We start from the raw sequence: 17740 nt of genomic DNA, 5'->3' as shown, positions 1-17740 counted from the left end.
CGGTTCAGGCGGTGCGGGAGTAGGCTGGCGCGCCCTCGATCCAGGTGGAGGCCACGGTCGAGCGGTGGATCTCCTCCCGGGGAAGGCCGAACGGATCGGGGTCGAGCACGACGAGATTCGCGAGATATCCGGGGCGGATGTAGCCGGTGTCGTGGTCTCGATGGTTCACGTAGGCGGTGCCCGATGTGTATGCGGCCATCGCCGTGACGAGGTCGAGGCGCTGATGGTCACCGCCGAGGGGCTCGTAGTCCTCGCCGGGTGCGATCCGGTTGACGGCGATGTGGATGGCGTCCATGGGGTCGGCACTCGAGACCGGCCAGTCGCTTCCCGCCGCGAGCCTGACCCCGTGGCGCACGAGGTCGCCGAACGGGTACTGCCTGGCCTCGGCACCGTCCTGCAGGAACGGCAGCGTGAGCTCGTCGATCTGGTCCTCGTGGGTCGCCCACAACGCCTGGATGTTGGCCACGGCGCCGAGCTCCGCGAAACGGGCGGTCTCGACCTCTTCGACGATCTGCAGGTGAGCGAGGTGGTGCCGGCCGTCGGTTGCACCGTGCTGGTCGCGCGCCGCCTCGAGCGCGTCGAGGGCTTCGCGCACCGCCCTGTCGCCGAGGGCGTGGAAGTGCACCTGCATGCCTGCGGCATCCAGCCGCGTGACGACCTGCTTCAGGAATCCGGGGTCGATGAAGGAGAGTCCGCTGTTCCCGGTGTCGTGCCCGTGGCCGTCGCGGTAGGGCGCGAGCATCGCAGCCGTCTGGTTCTCGGCGACGCCGTCGACCATGATCTTCGTCGTGCCGAGCGCGTACTGCTCGGGTGCGCCGTGGGCGGCAAGTTCGTCCCGCCGCTCGATCATCTCCTCGACCTGCTCGATGCCGCGGTCTCGTTCCCACCACTGCGCACCCACCACGTGCACGCGCAGGGTGCCCTCGGCGACCGCTCGCCTGTAGACGGCGTCGATGTCCTCGACTCCGGAGAGGCTGCCGATCATCGCGTCCTGCCAGCCTGTGATGCCGAGCGCGACGAGCTCGTCCTGGGCCCGCAGCAGGCCGGCGTAGGCCAGCTCGGCACCGATCGCGGGCCGCACGGCGTCGAAGAGGCGCTCGGCGCCCTCGTGGAACGTTCCGGCCGGGAATCCGTCGCCGTCACGCTCGATGCGCCCGTCGACGGGGTCGGGCGTCGAGGCGTCGAGGCCCGCCGCCTCGATCGCGGCCGTGTTGGCCCAGGCGCTGTGGTGATCCCGGCTCGACACGAGCACCGGGCGGTCGGGCACCACGGCATCCAGCAGGGCACGCGTCGGCGCTCCGCCCGGGAAGTGGTCCATCGACCAGCCGCCGCCGAGGATCCACGACTCATCCGGGTTCGCGTCGGCGTAGGCCCGCACGATCTCGATGGCCTGCCCGGCGTCGCCCGCTGCCGTGAGGTCGCAGAGGAGCATCTCGACCCCGGCCCCGACCGGATGCACGTGCGCATCCTGGAAGCCCGGACTCAGCAGCGCGCCGTCGAGGCGCACGATGCGGGTGCGCTCGTCGGTGATGGACTCGGACTCGGAATCGGGGACGATCGCGGTGATCCGATCGCCGGTCACGCCGACGGCGTGGCCGGACAACGGCGCACCGACGCCCGTGAAGATGGCTCCTCCGGTGAACAACAGGTCGACAGCTGGCACAGCACCCCTCGCTTCCTCGTGATCGGGTCGGTCAGGCGAGACAACCACGGCGGTTCACCGATGTCAACAGCGTTGACAGCGGTGTTTACACAAGCGTTACACTGGCCATCCGGCCCCAGACGCGGCTGCGCCGTGGGAACGGCATCGCGCCGTGGCGCCGTGGCACGATGGACGCAACGATCGAGGAAGAGGAGCGATGGCGACTGCGACAGGAGCTGCCCGCCGGCGCGAAGACGGTTCGACCAGTGCTCGAGCGCGGCTCGACCGGGACTCGATCATCGCCGCCGGTCTGGAACTCGCTGCCGGTTCGGGCACGGCATCCATCTCGGTGCGCGAACTCGGCGCCCATCTCGGCGCGGATCCGACCGCCATCTACCGGCACTTCCGCAGCAAGGATCACCTCATGCAGGCCCTGCTCGACGAGCTCACCGCCCGCAGCCTGGCCGAGGTGACAGCAGCTCCCTCCGAGTGGCGGGAGCGGCTCCGTCAACTCGCCGCGTCGACGCTGGCCCAGTACGTCGCCTACCCGGCGGTCGGCGCCGAGGCCATCATCCTGACGACCCACGGGCCCGCAGAACTCGACGCCATCGAGTTCATGCTCCAGGCGTTCGCCGAGGCCGGGCTGTCAGGCGAGGACCTCGTGCGCCACTACGCCCTGATGGCCACTCACGTGCTCTCGAGCGCCGCCGGTATCGCGCGCGGCCGCGGCGAGCGCGATCCCGTGAGCGGCGCAGGGCCCTGGTTCGAAGGGCCGATCCTGGCGGATCCGCGCAAGTATCCGCTCATCACGGCGTACAGCACGCAACTCACCGACCTCGAGGACGTCGCCCTGTTCACGCTCGGAGTCGAGGCGGTCATCCAGTCCGCCGAGCGGACCGCGGCTCGTTCCGGTTAGCTCACGTCGACGGTGTACGAGATGATCTCGGTCACCGTGCCGTCGACGAAGTCGTAGATGTCGCACGACGCCACGACGGAGACCTCTCCACCGGCCTCGGTGTAGCGGGCCAGGCTGTCGACCACCACGCCGTCGTCACCCACCACGGTGCGGAAGCGCTGGAACTCGGTGGTGACGTCGGCGAGGTCGGCCGCGGTGCCGCGGCAGAGCTTCTCGACGGCGTCGCGCCCGAGCACGGGGTCTGCGCCGACGAGGCTCCAGACGACATCATCAGCGAGATGCGGCAGCGCGTCCTCGAAGCGGTGACTGGAGAAGGCTCGAGCGATCTCCTCGGGGGTGGCATCCATGGTCCGTCCTTTCCCTCGCGGCACGCATGGTTGCGGGCTTGGGCCTCACGGTAGTCGCGCCTGCCCCGGGGCGATAGCGTCTGGGGCCCTCCGACGCCGGTTCGCGCCTGCCCGCGCAGCGGGCGACGTTTCGGGATGTTAGGGTCGCAGCGCGAGGTCGCCAGCGCCCTCGGACATCGTCCAGTACCGCCCGGGGGAACTTCCACATGCGTTCACGCGCTGCCAGCACCATCGTCATCGCGTTCGCCCTGGCACTGGTGGCGCAGGTCGCCGTCGTCGGGAGTGGCCCCGCGCAGGCATCGCCGGGTGCGTCAGTGACGTCGGCGGCATCCGCTGCATCCGCCGCACCGGCACCGTTCCCCGCAGGCATCACCCGACTCAGCGGTGCGTCGCGCTACGAAACCGCCGTGGCGGTGTCGAAGCGGTACGCGCCGCGGGTGCCCGTCGTCTATGTGGCATCCGGAGCCGACTTCCCCGATGCGTTGTCTGCGGCATCCGCGGCGGCACTCGCCGGTGGCCCGCTCCTCCTGACGGCGCCCGGCGGCCTGCCGAGTGCCGTGGGCGCCGAGCTGAAGCGGCTGCGGCCCGCCGCCATCCGTGTCGTCGGCGGCAGCGGCGCGGTCTCGCAGAGCGTGGCCACGGCGCTGGCCCGCATCGCACCCACGAAGCGGCTCGCCGGCCGCGACCGCTACGCGACCGGCCTCGCGATCCTGAAGGCGGCGTTCACGAGCTCCGACCACGCGATCATCGCGACGGGCCGCACCTTCCCCGACGCCCTCGCCGCCTCGGGTGCCGCTGGTGCTCGGCGCTCGCCCGTCGTCCTCGTGGACGGCGCCGTGTCCTCTGTTCCCCCCGCCACGATGGCCGCACTGGCGAAGCTCGGCATCACCTCGGTCGCCATCGCCGGCGGAACCGGTGCTGTGAACGACGGCATCCGTCGGCAACTGCAGAACACGGGCTACACGGTGAAGCGCTACGGCGGCGCCACCCGCTACGACACCGCCGCGCTGATCAACCGGGCGTACTTCCCGGCCGGCTCGTCGTCGACGACGTTCCTCGCCACGGGGCTCGACTTCCCCGATGCCCTCGCGGCGGCCGCTCTGGCCGGCCGTCTCGCGGCGCCCCTCAATGTGACTCCCCGCGATTGCGTGCACCCGGCCGTCGGCGATGCCATCGACGCCGTCGGCGCCCAGAGCGCCGTGGTGCTGGGCGGGACCGCCGTCGTGTCGAACACGGCCGCAGCCAACACGCGCTGCGTCTACCCCGTCACCGACCAGCCCCTCACGAGCTGGGCGCTCACCCCCTGGACGCTGAACGCCCAGGCCGCGGCTCCCTACTCGGACCGCCCGCCGGTGAACGTGGCCGACCCGTCGATCAAGCTCGACTCCACCGGACTGCGCATCTATCTGCGCCGCGACACCGGGGCACGGGCCGATCACCCGGTCGCCTATGCCCAGTACGGCATCTCGGCGCTCATGGAGTACGAGCGCACGGGCAAGAAGGTCTGGCTCGATCGCGCCGTGCGCCAGGGAAAGCGACTCATCGACCTGCACACCGAGCGCAACGGGGCCTGGTGGTACCCGTACTCGTTCCCGTGGACCTACTACGAGCGCACCATCTCAGCACCCTGGTACTCGGGTATGGCGCAGGGTCAGGCCCTGTCGCTGTTCGTGCGGCTCGCCGAGGAGACCGGCGAGAAGCGCTGGAACACCGCGGCCGATCGCACCTGGACGAGCTTCTCGCAGGCGAAGGCCGGCAAGGCCCCGTCATCGACCCTCGTCATCGACAACCACCTCTACTTCGAGGAGTACGCGGGCGACCAGCCGCCCCTGCTCGTGCTGAACGGCCAGATCTTCGCGATGTTCGGGCTGTACGACTACTGGCGCCACACCGGCAACCCCGAGGCGGCGCGCTACTTCACCGGTGGCGCGACCACGGTGCTCGAGCGCATGATGCCGCTCGTGCGGGTGAAGGGCGGGGTCTCGTACTACTGCGTACAGGCCACGTACTGTCACAGCCCCCTCTGGCAGAACCAGACCTATCACGTGATCCACTCCTGGCAGCTCGACACCCTCGCCAGGCTCACCGGCGACGCCGACTTCACCGTGTGGGCCGATCGCCTGCGTGCTGACTGGCAGGCACCGGATGCCTCCACCAGGCGTGTAGCGCCGGAGGATGGCGTCGACGGCGACTCGGGCGACATCGTGCCGGTTCCCGAGTTGACGCCGGAGCCGGGCCCGCGGGCCGGAACAGGCGGCGACCTCAACTGGATCGAGCCGTAGGGACGGGCAGCCGCTCGTTGAGGCCCGGGCGAAGCCCGCGGCTGAAACGCACCCGCTCTCAGCCCTCGAATCGCAGCGGCGTCCACCCCACAGGGCGGGGCCCGCGCACATCGGAGCGCTCTCGATCGGCGCGGGCCGACCACCCCTGCGCCTCAGCCGCGCCGGGCGCTCCGACGACCCCGCGCGCCACTCGGAACCCCACATCCTCGAGCACCGCGTCCGGAGCGCTCCCCCGGCGCACGGATGCCCGCAGACTCCACTCCCGATCAGCCCACCCGCCGCCGCGCAGACTGCGATAGTCGCCATAGCGTGCGGTGTCGGCGTAGTCCCAGCACCACTCCCAGACGTTGCCGAGGGTGTCGAACAGTCCGAACGCATTCGGAGCCTTGCCGGCCACGGGCTGCGGGCCGACGATGTCGTCGGCCGCCGACCACGCGATCTGGTCGAGCGCGCCGTACCTCGGCTGGGTGGAGCCGGCACGGGCAGCGAACTCCCACTCGGCCTCGGCCGGCAGGCGGTAGCCGTCGGCGCTCACCTCCCAGCTCACCGAGCGCCCATCGATGACATAGGCACGACGCAGGCCGGCGGCATCCGTCGCCGCATTGCACCAGGTCACGGCGTCGAACCAGGTGACCGGATGCCGCGGAGCCGAGTCGCCGCTGCCATCGGGCGACCCCACCACCGCCGCCCACTCCGCCGCGGTCACCGCCGTGCGTCCGATCTCGAACGCCTGCAGCTCGACGGTTCGCATCGACTCCGAGCGCGCATCGCGCAGCTCGATCACGCTGGCAGGCACCTCGACCAGGGCGGGCAACGCGGCCAGCGCGGGAGGCGCGGGCAGCGCGGGTCGACCAGACTGCTCAGGCTGGGTCGCGGGCACGCCCCCACGCTACCCGCGAGTTCTGCACCGGGCTTCGAGCACGCCCTCTGGTCGAGTAGGCCGCGAGCGCAGCGAGCAGCCGTATCGAGGCCACGTTCCGGCCGCTGTGATCTCGATACGCGTCCTCGCTGCGCTCGGTCGCTACTCGATCAACGGAAGAGGTTCGGTCACTACTCGATCAATGGCACGGCCCGATCGCTACTCGCTCAGCGACCGGCCTCCGCCACCTCGATCAGCACCTTGCCGACCACACCGCCCTCGACGGCGTCGTGCGCCTCCGCCGTGCGCTCCAGCGGGTAGCGGTGCACGGGAAGTCCCGTCTCGTCGCCGATACCCAGCGCTCCATCGGCGGCCGCCGCTGTGACGGCCGCACCTGCCGCGACCCACGCCTCCGGGCCCATCGTGTAGATCAGCACGAACTGGTAGCGCAGGTTGAGCGAGATCGCCCGCCCGAACTCGATCGTGAGGGGCACACCGCCGTCGTTGCCGTAGCTCGCGATGGTGGAGCGCGGATGCGTCACCGCCTGGTCGAGCGCGGCATTGGCACCGGCCGCCACCTCCACCACGATGTCGACGCCGTCGGGAGCGAGACCACGGATCTGCTGCTCGGCATCGGGGTCCCGATAACTGACGACGTGGTGCGCACCGGCGGCTTCGGCGAGCGCCGCCTTGTCGGACCCGCTCACCGTGGTGATCACCGTGGCACCGGCCCAGCGCGCAAGCTGGATCGCAGCGTGGCCGACGGCGCCTGCGCCCCCGGCGACGAGCACGACGCGTCCGTCGAGGGCACCCGGCGCAAGCTGCGCCGGGCCATCCTCGGCCACGGTCAGGGCGCGGTGGGCCGTCACCGCGGGCACGCCGAACGCGGCGCCCTCCTCGAAGCTCACGGCATCCGGCAGCGGGAATGCCCGCGAAGCCAGTGTGATCGTGTACTCCTGCGCGGTTCCGGATGCCGGTCGCTGCCACGCGGAGATCCCGAGCCAGACGCGATCCCCGACCGCGAACTGCGAGACGCCGGGCCCGACCGCATCGACGATGCCCGCGCCGTCCTGGTTCGGAACGCTCTCGACCCCTGTCGGCGCCGCGTTCGACCCGCGCCGCGTCTTCCAATCGGTGGGGTTCACGCCCGAGACGATCACCCGCACCCGGATCTCTCCCGACCCCGGTTCCGCGATCTCGCGCTCGGACGATTCGAGCACCGACGAGTCGCCGGTCTGGGTGTACACGATTGCTCTCATGACGGATGCAACCAGCCGGCCACGCCGAGGATTCCTCGCACGACGATCCACCCGCGCGTAGCATCACCAGCATGAACGCGGCCAAGGACGACGCGACAACCCTCGAGATCGATGGCCGCGAGGTGCGCATCAGCCACCCCGACAAGGTCGTCTTCCCCGAGCCCGGCCTCACCAAGCTCGACCTCGTGGAGTACTACCTCGCTGTCGCCGACGGCGCCCTCCGGGGTGCAGCCGACCGCCCCATGGTGCTGAAACGCTTCGTGAAGGGCATCGACAAGGAGGCGTTCTTCCAGAAGCGCGCCCCCGAGTCAAGACCACCGTGGATCGAGACCACCACCCTGCACTACGCCTCCGGAACGTCGGCCGAGGAGGTCGTGGTGACGGATGCCGCCTCCCTGGCGTGGGTGATCAACCTGGGCTGCATCGATCTCAACCCGCATCCGGTGCGCGCGTGGGATCTCGACCACCCCGACGAGCTGCGCGTCGACCTCGACCCGATGCCCGGAGTCGACTGGGCGCAGATCGTCGACGTCGCCTTCGTCGCCCGCGACGTGCTGGAGGACTGCGGACTCGTCGGCTGGCCGAAGACCAGCGGGTCGCGCGGCCTGCACATCAATGTGCGGATCGAGCCGAACTGGAGCTACCGCGAGGTGCGCCTCGCGGCCGAGACCCTGGCCCGTGAGGTGGAGAACCGCGCCCCCGGGCTGGCGTCGGCGCACTGGTGGAAGGAGGAGCGGGGAGCGAGCGTCTTCGTCGACTTCAACCAGAACGCGAAGGACCGCACGGTCGCGTCCGCGTACTCGATCCGCGCCCTGCCCGACGCTCGCGTCTCGACACCGCTCACCTGGGACGAGGTGCGCGATCGACGGCCCGAGGAGTTCACCGTCGCCACGATGCTCACCCGGTTCGCCGAACGCGGCGACGTCGCGGCCGGCATCGACGATGCCGTCGGCAGTCTCGACGGCCTGCTCGCACTGGCCGAGAAGCTCGGCCCGGCCGAGAAGGCTCCTGCCGCCGCGAAGGCAGGCCCCGGTGGCGCCGGCGGCCCCGGCAGCTCCGACTCCTCGGGCCGCCGACAGTCGTCGATGCCGCTCATCGAGATCGCCCGGGCGAAGACCAAGGAGGAGGCCATCGCCGGTCTCGAGGCCTGGAAGGCGCGGCATCCCGAGGTCGTCTCCCATCTCGAGCCGGCGGACGAACTCGTCGACGGCATGCGCGGATCGAGCTCGCTCTGGTACCGCATCCGCGTGAACCTCCAGCACGTGCCCGAGGCGATGCGCCCCGAGCAGGCGCCGCTCGAGGTCGACTACGACCCGTGGGCGGGGCGCGGCTGAGCCTGGCGCTCACGCTTCGAGAAGATCCTGGCGAAGGCGGCGGGAACAGCCGAACCGGCCTGACTCCGGTCACCTCGGGTTCTTCCCCTCGTCACCTGAGACCCCTAGTTTGGGGGACAGGGGTGATTCGCACGCGTCGCTCCGTCCGCATCGCCCACGAAGGAGTCAGCATGCCCGCCAGACGTTCGATCCCGATCGCCCTCACCGCCACCGTGATCGGAGGCCTGCTCACCGCCACCGTCGGCATCGGCGCGGCGACCGCGGCCGTGCCGTCGACCGCGAACCAGAGCGCAGCATCGGCAGCCGCATCCGGTCTCCCCGCAGCCACGAAGCTGCGCATCGCCACCTTCAACCTCTCGCTCAACCGTGGTGCCCCGGGCCAGCTCGAGGCCGACCTCGCCACGGGAACCAACGCGCAGGCACGAACGGTCGCCGAGATCATCCAGCGCGCGAACCCCGACATCGTGCTGCTGAACGAGTTCGACTACGTTCCGGATGGCCGGGCCACCGACGCCTTCCGCAGCAACTACCTGGCCGTCGGGCAGGGCGGGGCGAACCCCGTCGACTACCCCTACGCCTACACGGCTCCGTCGAACACCGGCATCCCGAGCGGCTTCGACCTCAACAACGACGGCACCGTCGGCGGCGGAGACGACGCTTTCGGCTTCGGCGTCTTCGAGGGGCAGTACGGCATGGCCATCCTGTCGAAGTTCCCGATCGTCACCGACAAGGTGCGCACCTTCCAGAAGTTCCTCTGGAAGGACATGCCCGGCGCCCTCCTCCCCGACGACCCGGCCACCCCGGCGGCGAACGACTGGTACTCCCCCGACGAGCTGAAGGTGGTGCGCCTCTCGAGCAAGTCGCACTGGGACGTGCCTGTGAAGGTCGGCAAGTCGACGGTGCACGTGCTCGCCGCCCACCCGACCCCGCCCACCTTCGACGGACCCGAAGACCGCAACGGCCGTCGCAACCACGACGAGATCAGGTTCTGGGCCGACTACATCTCGCCGCTCAAGAGCCGCTACATCACCGATGACGCCGGCAAGCGCGGCGGACTCAGGCCGCTCTCGCCCTTCGTCATCCTCGGCGACCAGAACGCCGACCCGCTCGACGGCGACTCGGTCGACAGTGCGATCCAGCAGCTGCTCGACAACTGGCGCATCACCGACCCGCAGGCCACATCGGCCGGCGCTCCTGAGGCTGCAGCGCTGCAGGGCGGCGCGAACGCCACCCACCAGGGCGACCCGAAGTACGACACCGCCGACTTCGCCGACACGGCCCCGGGCAACCTGCGTGCCGACTACGTGCTGCCGTCGCGCGGCCTGCTGCAGGTCCGTGATGCTGGCGTCTTCTGGCCGACGCAGTCCGATCCACTGTCGGCGCTCACCGGGGTATTCCCCTTCCCGAGCAGCGATCACCGCCTCGTCTGGGTCGACCTGCGGGTTCCGCGCCTCGTGGGCCTTCTGGGCTGACGGATGCCGCGAGCCCGAGCCGCCGGAGCCTGAACCGCCCGTGCCAGAACCGCCCGTGAGCTACTCCCTCGAGCACCCCGTCGTCGTGGAATTCCCGCTCCGCGGCGAGGGGTGGCTCGCCGTGACGACGCCTGCCACCCGCGTGCCGAGCCACGGCGTCGACGTGCTGGGGCAGACCTACGCCTACGACTTCGTCAAGGTCGACGAGCGTCCCGGCGGCCACGTCAGCCCGGCGAGTGGGCTGCGCGGCAATCTCGTCGGTGTGCGGGCACGCGACTGCTACGCATGGGGAGCGTCGATTCACGCCCCCTGCGACGGCGTCGTCGTGCGAGCGAGCGATGGCATGACCGAGCGCGAGTGGATCCACCCCGTGCGCGAGGTCACCCGTATGACCTGGAACGGACTCACCTTCACCCCGGCGAAACTCGGCGCCATCATGGGCAACCACGTGCTGCTGAAGCTCGATCCCGGTGCGTTCACGGCGGGCGCGACGGATGCCGCCCGCGACGTCTTCGCCGGGTTCGCCCACCTGCAACCGGGCAGCGTGAGCGTCGCTGCAGGCCAGCGCGTTCGCGCGGGCGAGCTGCTCGGCCGGGTCGGTCACACCGGGAACTCCACCTCGCCGCACCTGCACTTCCAGGTGATGGACTCGGCCGACCTGCTGCAGGCGCACGGCATCGCCTGCGCCTTCAGCGCCTACGAGGTGGAGCGCGACGGAGCGTGGAAGCGGGTGACGGATGCGATCCCGGCCAGTACGGACCGCATCCGTTCGATCCCCGCTCGCTGAATCCCCGCTCGCTGAATCCCCGCTCGCTGAGGGCCGAGCGAAGCGACCGCCCGAAGCGCCCTCAGCAGCGGCCAATTGCGGCGCGCTTCGACCGCAGGCTTCGTCCGGGCCTCAGCGACCGGACGTGACCGACACCGAGCCCGTCGGGGCCTCGTCGTCGACGGGAGAGGCCGCCGAGGCGCCAGCAGCGCCCGCAGCAGGCTCGACAGCATCCGTCTCCACCTGCCCCTTCGGCCGACGGATGAACGCGATCGCGATCACCGTGCCCACGAGCATCGCGATCGCCGAGCTCAGGAACGCGGCCGAATATCCGTCGACCAGAGCGCCCATCGAGTCGGGCACCGACGCGTCGCGCATCGCCGAGGCGTAGGCCGTCGCGAAGATCGAGAGGCCGATCGATCCGCCGATCTGCATCGCGGCGTTCGCGGTGGCACTCGCGGCTCCGGCATCGTGTGGGGCGACGCCGGCGAGAGCCAGGTTCTGCATCGGGATGAACAGCATCGCCATGCCGATCCCGAGCAGCACGAGAGCGGGCAGCACCTGCACGACGTAGCTGCCGTCGACCGTGATGAGGCTGAGGTAGCCGAGCCCGGCGGCGGCGATCAGGGTGCCGCCGATCATCAGCGGACGCGGACCCCAGGTCGAGAGCACCTTGGTCGCGAGCGGCGCGCAGAGCGAGATGACCGCGGGCAGCGGCAGGGTGGCGAACCCGGCGACGAGGGGCGAGAGGCCGAGCACGATCTGCAGGTGGAAGGTGAGGAACACCATCGCACCGATCATCACGCTGCCCGCGATGGCCTGCAGCAGGAAGGCACCGCCGCGCACCTTGTCGAGCACGATGCGGAGCGGCAGCAGGGGCTGGCCGACGCGCGACTCGATCCAGACGAAGGCGACGAGCAGCACGACTCCGGCCGCGATGAAGCCGATCGTGCCGACCGACGTCCAGCTCTCCTCGGCGAGGGTGAAGCCGTAGACGAGCGAGCCCAGGCCGAGCGTCACCGTGACCACGCCGGGGATGTCGTAGCGGTTCTCGCCCTCGGCACGACTCTCGGTCACGAGGATGGCGCCGGCGATGAAGGCGATGATGACGACGGGCACGTTCACGAGCAGGCACCAGCGCCAGTCGGCCGCCTCCGTCAGCAGTCCGCCGAGCAGCATGCCGACGCCCGCACCGGCACCGGCGACGGCACCGAAGACGGCGAAGGCCTTGTTGCGGTCACGTCCGCTCGGGAAGGTCACGGTGAGCAGCGCGAGCGCGGCCGGGGCCATGAGTGCGGCGAACACGCCCTGCAGACCGCGAGCCAGGATGAGCTCCGTGCCGTTCTGGGCGATGCCGCCGATGACCGAGGCGATGCCGAAGCCGACCATGCCCACGAGGTAGGTGCGCTTGCGGCCCCAGTAGTCGGCGATGCGGCCGCCGAGCAGCAGCAGAGCGCCGAAGGCCAGGGCGTAGCCGGTGACGACCCACTGGCGTTCGGAGTCGGTCAGCCCGAGCTCCTGCTGCGCCTGCGGCAGCGCCATGTTCACGATGGTGCCGTCGAGGACGACGATGAGTTGGGTGAGCGCGAGGGTGACGAGCACCCACCAGCGACGAGAGGTTGACGAAGACATGGGGCGTGGCCCGCTTTCCGATCGAGAATGTGTGATCACGGGGTTTCCAGCCCGGATCACGCCCCTGAATCGGTGACGCGACCACACCGACGAAGAATGTCGGTCGAACGTTCAGTTTACCAGCTTCCGCTCCAGCGCCGCCCGCTCCGCCGCGTTCCTGCACAGCCCGAGCGCCTCGCGCAGCGCGGCGTTCGCCTCCTCGCGGCGCCCCAGGCGCAGCAACAGTTCGCCCCGCACCGCCGGTAGCAGGTACGACCCGGCCAGCTCGCCGCGCTCGGCGATGGAGGCGACGACGGCCAGGCCATCCGCGGGTCCGGAGTCCATCGCGACGGCGACGGCACGGTTCAGCTCGATGATCGGCGACGGTGCGAGACGTCCGAGCGCCTCGTAGAGGATGACGATGCGCGACCAGTCCGTCTCGCCGACGGATGCCGCCACGGCATGGCATTCCGCGATCGACGCCTGCAGCCCGTAGGCGCGCAGCCCGCCGGCCGGGCTCACCGCACGGGTCAGCGCTGCGCGCCCCCGCCTGATCGCGGCCTGGTCCCAGAGGGCGCGATCCTGATCCTCGAGCAGCACCGGGCTGCCGGATGCATCGAGCCTGGCCGGGAAGCGTGCGGCGGTGAGCTCCATCAGCGCGAGCAGGCCGAAGACCTCGGGATCGGATCGCAGCTGCACCAGGACGCGAGCGAGTCGAAGGGCCTCGCTCGCGAGTTCGGAGCGCATCCAGGCATCGCCGGCCGACGCGTAGGAGCCCTCGGTGAAGGTCAGGTAGATGACCTGCAGCACGGAGCTCAGGCGCTCGGGAATCTCGGCGGCATCCGGAACACCGAAGGGGATCTGCCCTGCGGCCAGGGTCTTCTTGGCGCGAGTGATGCGCGCCTGCACCGTGGGCACCGGCACGAGAAGCGCCTGAGCGATCTCGTCGGCGGTGAGACCGCCGACGACGCGCAGGGTGAGGGCGAGCCGCGACTCCTTCGAGAGCACGGGGTGACAGGCGATGAACATGAGCGCGAGCACGTCGTCGTCGATCACGTCGGGGTCGAAGAGGGCGTCGGCACCCGGCGTCGACTCGTCGAGGTCGCGGGCGAGCACGGCGTAGCGCTCGTCGCGACCCGAGCGCCGACGGAACGCATCGATGGCCCGCCGGCGACCGACGGTGAGCAGCCAGCTCGTCGGCTGATTCGGCACGCCGTCGACGGACCACGACACCAGCGCCTCGGCGAGCGCCTCCTGCGCGAGGTCCTCCGCGAGGGAGAAGTCGCCGGTGTACCGGGCGAGGGCGCCGACGATGCGTGCGGACTCGATGCGCCACACGGCTTCGACGGCGCTCCGCGCCTCGGTCGCACTCACCACGCGATCAGCACCAGGCGCTCAGAGCTGCCCGGTCTGGTCGCGCCAGGCGCGCTCCTTCTGGATCCACACGTTGTCCTGCGGGAACTCGTCGATCGAGGGAACCCGACGGATCTCGGTCTTGGTGCCCTCGGTGTACGGCGCGCGCTTGGCCCACTCCACGGCCTCCTGCTGCGAGGCGACGTCGAGGATGTAGAAGCCGTTGAACAGCTCCTTCGTCTCGCCGTAGGGGCCGTCGCTCACCACGGGGCTCTCGCCGGTGAAGTCGACGACGACGCCGGTGCTCGGGTCGTCGAGGCCCTCGGCAGCGAGCAGCACTCCCGCGCGGATGAGTTCGTCGTTGAACTTGCCCATCGCATCCAAGAGGTCGGCGAAGTCGGCTTCGGCGAACTTCGACGCCACCTCGTCGCTCGAGCGCATGATCAGCATGTACTTGGCCATTGTGATTTCTCCCTGTTCGAAAGGTCGCTGTTCGACCTTCTCACCCCAAGGTCGAACGGCGCGATGGGAAATCGACACGGGCGCTGAGAAACGTCCCCCGCCGCTCGCCGAGGGCCGAGCGGAGCGACCGCCCGATGCGCACTGGAGAGCGGATGCCGCTGACCGTCCGTTCAGATGATCGGATCGGGCTCCTCCTCCGAGTCCACGTACTCGAGCAGGTCTCCGGGCTGACACTCCAGCACGCGGCACATGGCGTCGAGGGTGCTGAACCGCACGGCCTTCGCGCGACCGTTCTTCAGCACGGCGACATTCGCCGGCGTGAGTCCGACCTTCTCGGCGAACTCGCCGACGCTCATCTTGCGCCGGGCGAGTTCGACGTCGATGCGAACGACGATCATCAGATGACGTCCTCCATGTCGGCCCGCAACACAGCGGCCTGCCTCAGCAATGCCCGCAGCACGACCACGGTGAGCACCACGACACCGCCGATCAGCACCAGCCCGAACAGCAGCATCGGTGTGCCCGGATCACGAAGCTCCGGCGTGAAGTAGATGACGCCCACGATGAAGGCCGAGACACCGGCGAGCAGGACCCAGCCGACGACGAGGGCCCACACGATCCCATCGACCCAGCCGAACGACTCGTCGCTGAAGATGCGATCGGCCCGAACGAGGGTGAGCAGCCTCCAGGTGCACACGATCACGACCTGGATGCAGAGCACCTCGAGCACGGCGAACGCGAGGAGCAACCACGGAACCGGCCCGAGATCCGGGTTCTGCTCGGCCATGTACCGGAACTGGCCCGGCAGGCTGAACGTCTGGGCGACGACCAGTCCCGCGAAGCCGAGTACCAGGAGCACTCTGAGCGGGACGACAACTCGTTCGATGCGTGTCATGCATTGATTAACACGCGATTTCTATTGTTTGTCAATCGATTAATGCATTCGGAGCACGACCTCAGCCTTGGAAGTCCTCGGGGTCGACGTGCTCGAGGAACTCCTTGAACTCCTCGAGCTTCTCCTCGTCCTCGGCGACGTCGACCAGTTCGGCGGGGATCCCCGCCTCCTCGACGACGGCATCCGCGACCCAGATCGGCGCATGGAACCGGGCGGCGAGCCCGAGCGAGTCGGATGGCCGCGCATCGATCACGCGGCGACCGGATGGCGTCATCAGGGTGATCTCGGCGTAGAACGTGCCGTCCTCGATGCGGGTCACATCCACCCGCTCGACCTCGGCGCCGAGGGTCTGGAGTACCGTCTTCATGAGGTCGTGCGTGAGCGGCCGCGGCGCCTCCTCACCCTGCGTGGCGATGAGGATCGAGGTCGCCTCCAGCTCGCCCACCCAGATTGGCACGACCCGGCCTTCGCCGGGCTCATCGAGCACAGGCTTCAGCAGGATGATGTGCTGCAACGCCGAATCGAGCGCCACCCCGAGGATGCGCACCTGAACCATGACGCCTCCCGTCAGAGCCTGCGGCCTGATCGCATCGGCCGTGACTGCCATGGTAGATCCGGATGCCGTGAGTCGGCCCGGCGTTCCGTGCGCCGCATTCAGGGCAGTAGATCGTCGGGCACGACCACGCGCTCCTCGTCCCAGGGCTCGGCCCAGCCGAGCTCGTCGAACATGCGCGACAGCACCATGGCCGTGAAGCCCCAGATGAGCCGCCCATCCACCGTGAACGCCGGCGATCGATAGGTGCGCCCTCCCAGCGTGTGCGACGTGATGGCGCGGTTCGCGGGCAGCAGCAGGTCGGCGACAGGCACCCGGAACACGTCGACGGACTCGTCGTGGTCGACCGCTGCGACCTCCGACGGATGCGTCCACCACGCCGGCACCGGGGTGACGAGGTGTCGGCTCACCGGCACGGGGAACGGCGGCAGCGTGCCGAGGGGCTCGATGCCGTCGGGGTCGAGCCCGGTCTCCTCGACCGCCTCGCGAAGCGCTCCGGCGATGGGTCCGTCATCGGATGCCTCGAGTCGTCCGCCCGGAAACGCGATCTGCCCGGCATGCGTGCGCAGCGTCGACGCGCGACGCAGCAGCAGAACGTCGAGGTCGCCTCGCACCGGTCCATCCGCCCGCGCCGGCTGGTCGTCGAGCACGCCGAACAGCACGAGCACCGCCGCCGGACGCAAGGTCGCCGATCCGAGCATCGCCCGTTGCATGTCGGCGTGCCAGTCGAGTGGACGCCCGCACAGCGCCTCGAGTTGGGAGCGCGGGCCGTCGTCGGCTGGGGTCATGGGTCCAGCCTAGGCAGGTCAGTACGGCTGATGCCCCAGGGCTGACGCAACACCGAGAGAGGGAACCACTCCGACGCGCACGTGCCCACCCGTCGCCGCATCGTCGATCGCGCGGTCCAGCTGGTCGAGTGGGTAGCTCGTTCCGACGAGGTCCCCGAGGGGAACCGTGCGCCACGAGCGCTCGAGGAAGGCGACTGCCCGCGCCAACTGGGCGGGCGTGTAGTTGTGCACGCCCTTCAGCGTGACGAGGCGGCGCACGACCGACTCGGCGTCGAGAGCCACGGCCGGGCCTGGTGAGACGCTGCCGACGAGAACGACGGCACCGCCGACCCCGATCCGGGAGATGACGGTGTCGACGGCGGCCGTCGCACCGGACGCCTCGATGGCCACGGTCACCTCGAGCAGGCCGCGCCGGGCACGAGCGGCCAGGACGGTGTCGAGGTGCTCCGGATTTCCCATCTCCGTCCGAGGGTCCGCGGGGATCGCGCCGATGCCGCGTGCGAACGATCGGCGGGCGGCATCCGGATCCGACACGATCACCTCGGCACCGGCCTCCACCGCCAGGGCTGCAGCGGAGAGGCCCACCATTCCCCCACCCGTGATCAGGACCAGGGCACCGTCGAGATCGATCGACGCGGATGCGGCATCGAGGGCGGCGACCGCAGTCGCCGTGGCGCAGGAGGCCGCTGCGGCGACCGGAGCGGGCACGGCGTCACTGATGGTGACGATCGCCGTACCGGCACGCACATGGACGTGGGTGGCGAAGCCGCCGGTGAGCTCCCACCCCCGGGTGATGCGCTCGTGTCCGTACTTCGCCAGGCTGCGGCACTTCTGCGGGAGGCCGCGCACACAGCGGTCGCATGCACCGCAGCTCACGGCCAACGACCACACCACCCGATCTCCCAGCTCGAGCGGGGAGCCGTCTGAGCGCACGGCGCCGTCGCCGAGGGCCACGACTCGACCGACCTGCTCATGGCCGAGTACGAGCGGAGTGGGAGCCGAGCGATCGCCCCGCACAGTGTGAACGTCCGATCCGCAGATCGTCGCGAACTCGATCTGCACAAGGGCGTCGCCCGGGGCGAGGTGCACCCCCGGCGACGCGATCATCTGGTGCGGTCGCCCGGGCTCGCTCCACACCATCGCGAGAGGAGACGGCGACATCGTCAGGTCCAGCCCGGCATCGGGCAGCACGGTGGTCATC

17 protein-coding genes are annotated in these 17740 nt (G+C 70.1%); 5 read left to right on the top strand and 12 right to left on the bottom strand.

Annotated features, from left to right (window positions below; all coding sequences use genetic code 11):
* Positions 1-4: 4 nt before the first annotated feature.
* Positions 5-1663, bottom strand: coding sequence for an amidohydrolase (locus E4M00_RS12140; RefSeq protein ID WP_135120772.1), 1659 nt, complete (start codon positions 1661-1663; stop codon positions 5-7).
* 196 nt (positions 1664-1859) lie between these two features.
* Here E4M00_RS12140 and E4M00_RS12135 point away from each other — a divergent pair, with 196 nt between their 5' ends.
* Positions 1860-2558, top strand: coding sequence for a TetR/AcrR family transcriptional regulator (locus tag E4M00_RS12135; RefSeq protein ID WP_135120771.1), 699 nt, complete (start codon positions 1860-1862; stop codon positions 2556-2558).
* Here the strand turns inward: E4M00_RS12135 and E4M00_RS12130 are convergent.
* Entirely contained in the window at positions 2555-2905 is a 351-nt protein-coding gene (locus tag E4M00_RS12130) for a nuclear transport factor 2 family protein (protein ID WP_135120770.1), read from the bottom strand. The genes E4M00_RS12135 and E4M00_RS12130 overlap by 4 nt on opposite strands.
* Positions 2906-3111: 206 nt before the next feature.
* Here E4M00_RS12130 and E4M00_RS12125 point away from each other — a divergent pair, with 206 nt between their 5' ends.
* Positions 3112-5187, top strand: a complete 2076-nt coding sequence (locus E4M00_RS12125; protein ID WP_135120769.1) for a cell wall-binding repeat-containing protein — start codon at positions 3112-3114, stop codon at positions 5185-5187.
* A gap of 58 nt (positions 5188-5245) precedes the next feature.
* On the opposite strand, the gene E4M00_RS12120 is transcribed toward E4M00_RS12125, so the two are convergent.
* On the bottom strand, positions 5246-5992 hold the full coding sequence (locus E4M00_RS12120) for a formylglycine-generating enzyme family protein (RefSeq protein ID WP_491044411.1): 747 nt from the start codon (positions 5990-5992) through the stop codon (positions 5246-5248).
* A gap of 281 nt (positions 5993-6273) precedes the next feature.
* The gene (locus E4M00_RS12115) at positions 6274-7305 is read right to left on the bottom strand and encodes an NADPH:quinone reductase (protein ID WP_135120768.1); all 1032 of its coding nucleotides are present in this window, start codon (positions 7303-7305) and stop codon (positions 6274-6276) included.
* Positions 7306-7376: 71 nt separating this feature from the next.
* Here E4M00_RS12115 and ligD point away from each other — a divergent pair, with 71 nt between their 5' ends.
* The 3 genes from ligD (at position 7377) to E4M00_RS12100 (ending at position 10898) form a co-directional block, all read left to right on the top strand.
* Positions 7377-8639 (top strand): non-homologous end-joining DNA ligase, encoded by a 1263-nt coding sequence (gene ligD / locus E4M00_RS12110; protein WP_135120767.1) that lies wholly within the window; start codon positions 7377-7379, stop codon positions 8637-8639.
* A 170-nt stretch (positions 8640-8809) separates the two neighbouring features.
* Positions 8810-10111, top strand: coding sequence for an endonuclease/exonuclease/phosphatase family protein (locus tag E4M00_RS12105; protein ID WP_135120766.1), 1302 nt, complete (start codon positions 8810-8812; stop codon positions 10109-10111).
* Positions 10112-10151: 40 nt separating this feature from the next.
* The gene (locus tag E4M00_RS12100) at positions 10152-10898 is read left to right on the top strand and encodes a M23 family metallopeptidase (RefSeq protein WP_204773003.1); all 747 of its coding nucleotides are present in this window, start codon (positions 10152-10154) and stop codon (positions 10896-10898) included.
* A 111-nt stretch (positions 10899-11009) separates the two neighbouring features.
* Here the strand turns inward: E4M00_RS12100 and E4M00_RS12095 are convergent, their stop codons facing one another.
* From E4M00_RS12095 to E4M00_RS12060, 8 genes are all read right to left on the bottom strand, one after another.
* Entirely contained in the window at positions 11010-12509 is a 1500-nt protein-coding gene (locus E4M00_RS12095; RefSeq protein WP_135120765.1) for an MFS transporter, read from the bottom strand.
* A 111-nt stretch (positions 12510-12620) separates the two neighbouring features.
* The gene (locus tag E4M00_RS12090) at positions 12621-13862 is read right to left on the bottom strand and encodes an RNA polymerase sigma factor (RefSeq protein ID WP_135120764.1); all 1242 of its coding nucleotides are present in this window, start codon (positions 13860-13862) and stop codon (positions 12621-12623) included.
* Between the two features lie 21 nt (positions 13863-13883).
* Complete coding sequence (locus E4M00_RS12085; protein ID WP_135120763.1) at positions 13884-14303, bottom strand: YciI family protein; 420 nt, start codon at positions 14301-14303, stop codon at positions 13884-13886.
* Positions 14304-14473: 170 nt separating this feature from the next.
* On the bottom strand, positions 14474-14704 hold the full coding sequence (locus E4M00_RS12080; RefSeq protein ID WP_135120762.1) for a helix-turn-helix domain-containing protein: 231 nt from the start codon (positions 14702-14704) through the stop codon (positions 14474-14476).
* Positions 14701-15198 (bottom strand): DUF2975 domain-containing protein, encoded by a 498-nt coding sequence (locus E4M00_RS12075; RefSeq protein ID WP_135120761.1) that lies wholly within the window; start codon positions 15196-15198, stop codon positions 14701-14703. Before E4M00_RS12075 ends, E4M00_RS12080 begins: the two co-directional genes overlap by 4 nt.
* Before the next feature lie 61 nt (positions 15199-15259).
* The gene (locus E4M00_RS12070) at positions 15260-15805 is read right to left on the bottom strand and encodes a bifunctional nuclease family protein (protein ID WP_240037070.1); all 546 of its coding nucleotides are present in this window, start codon (positions 15803-15805) and stop codon (positions 15260-15262) included.
* Positions 15806-15852: 47 nt separating this feature from the next.
* The gene (locus E4M00_RS12065; protein WP_135120760.1) at positions 15853-16539 is read right to left on the bottom strand and encodes an NUDIX hydrolase; all 687 of its coding nucleotides are present in this window, start codon (positions 16537-16539) and stop codon (positions 15853-15855) included.
* 18 nt (positions 16540-16557) lie between these two features.
* Positions 16558-17739, bottom strand: a complete 1182-nt coding sequence (locus E4M00_RS12060; RefSeq protein ID WP_240037068.1) for an alcohol dehydrogenase catalytic domain-containing protein — start codon at positions 17737-17739, stop codon at positions 16558-16560.
* Position 17740 lies beyond the last annotated feature (1 nt).

Origin of the sequence: Orlajensenia leifsoniae, from assembly GCF_004570845.1 — a bacterium.
Lineage (GTDB): Bacteria > Actinomycetota > Actinomycetes > Actinomycetales > Microbacteriaceae > Orlajensenia > Orlajensenia leifsoniae.
This window is presented reverse-complemented; position numbering and strand designations above follow the sequence as displayed.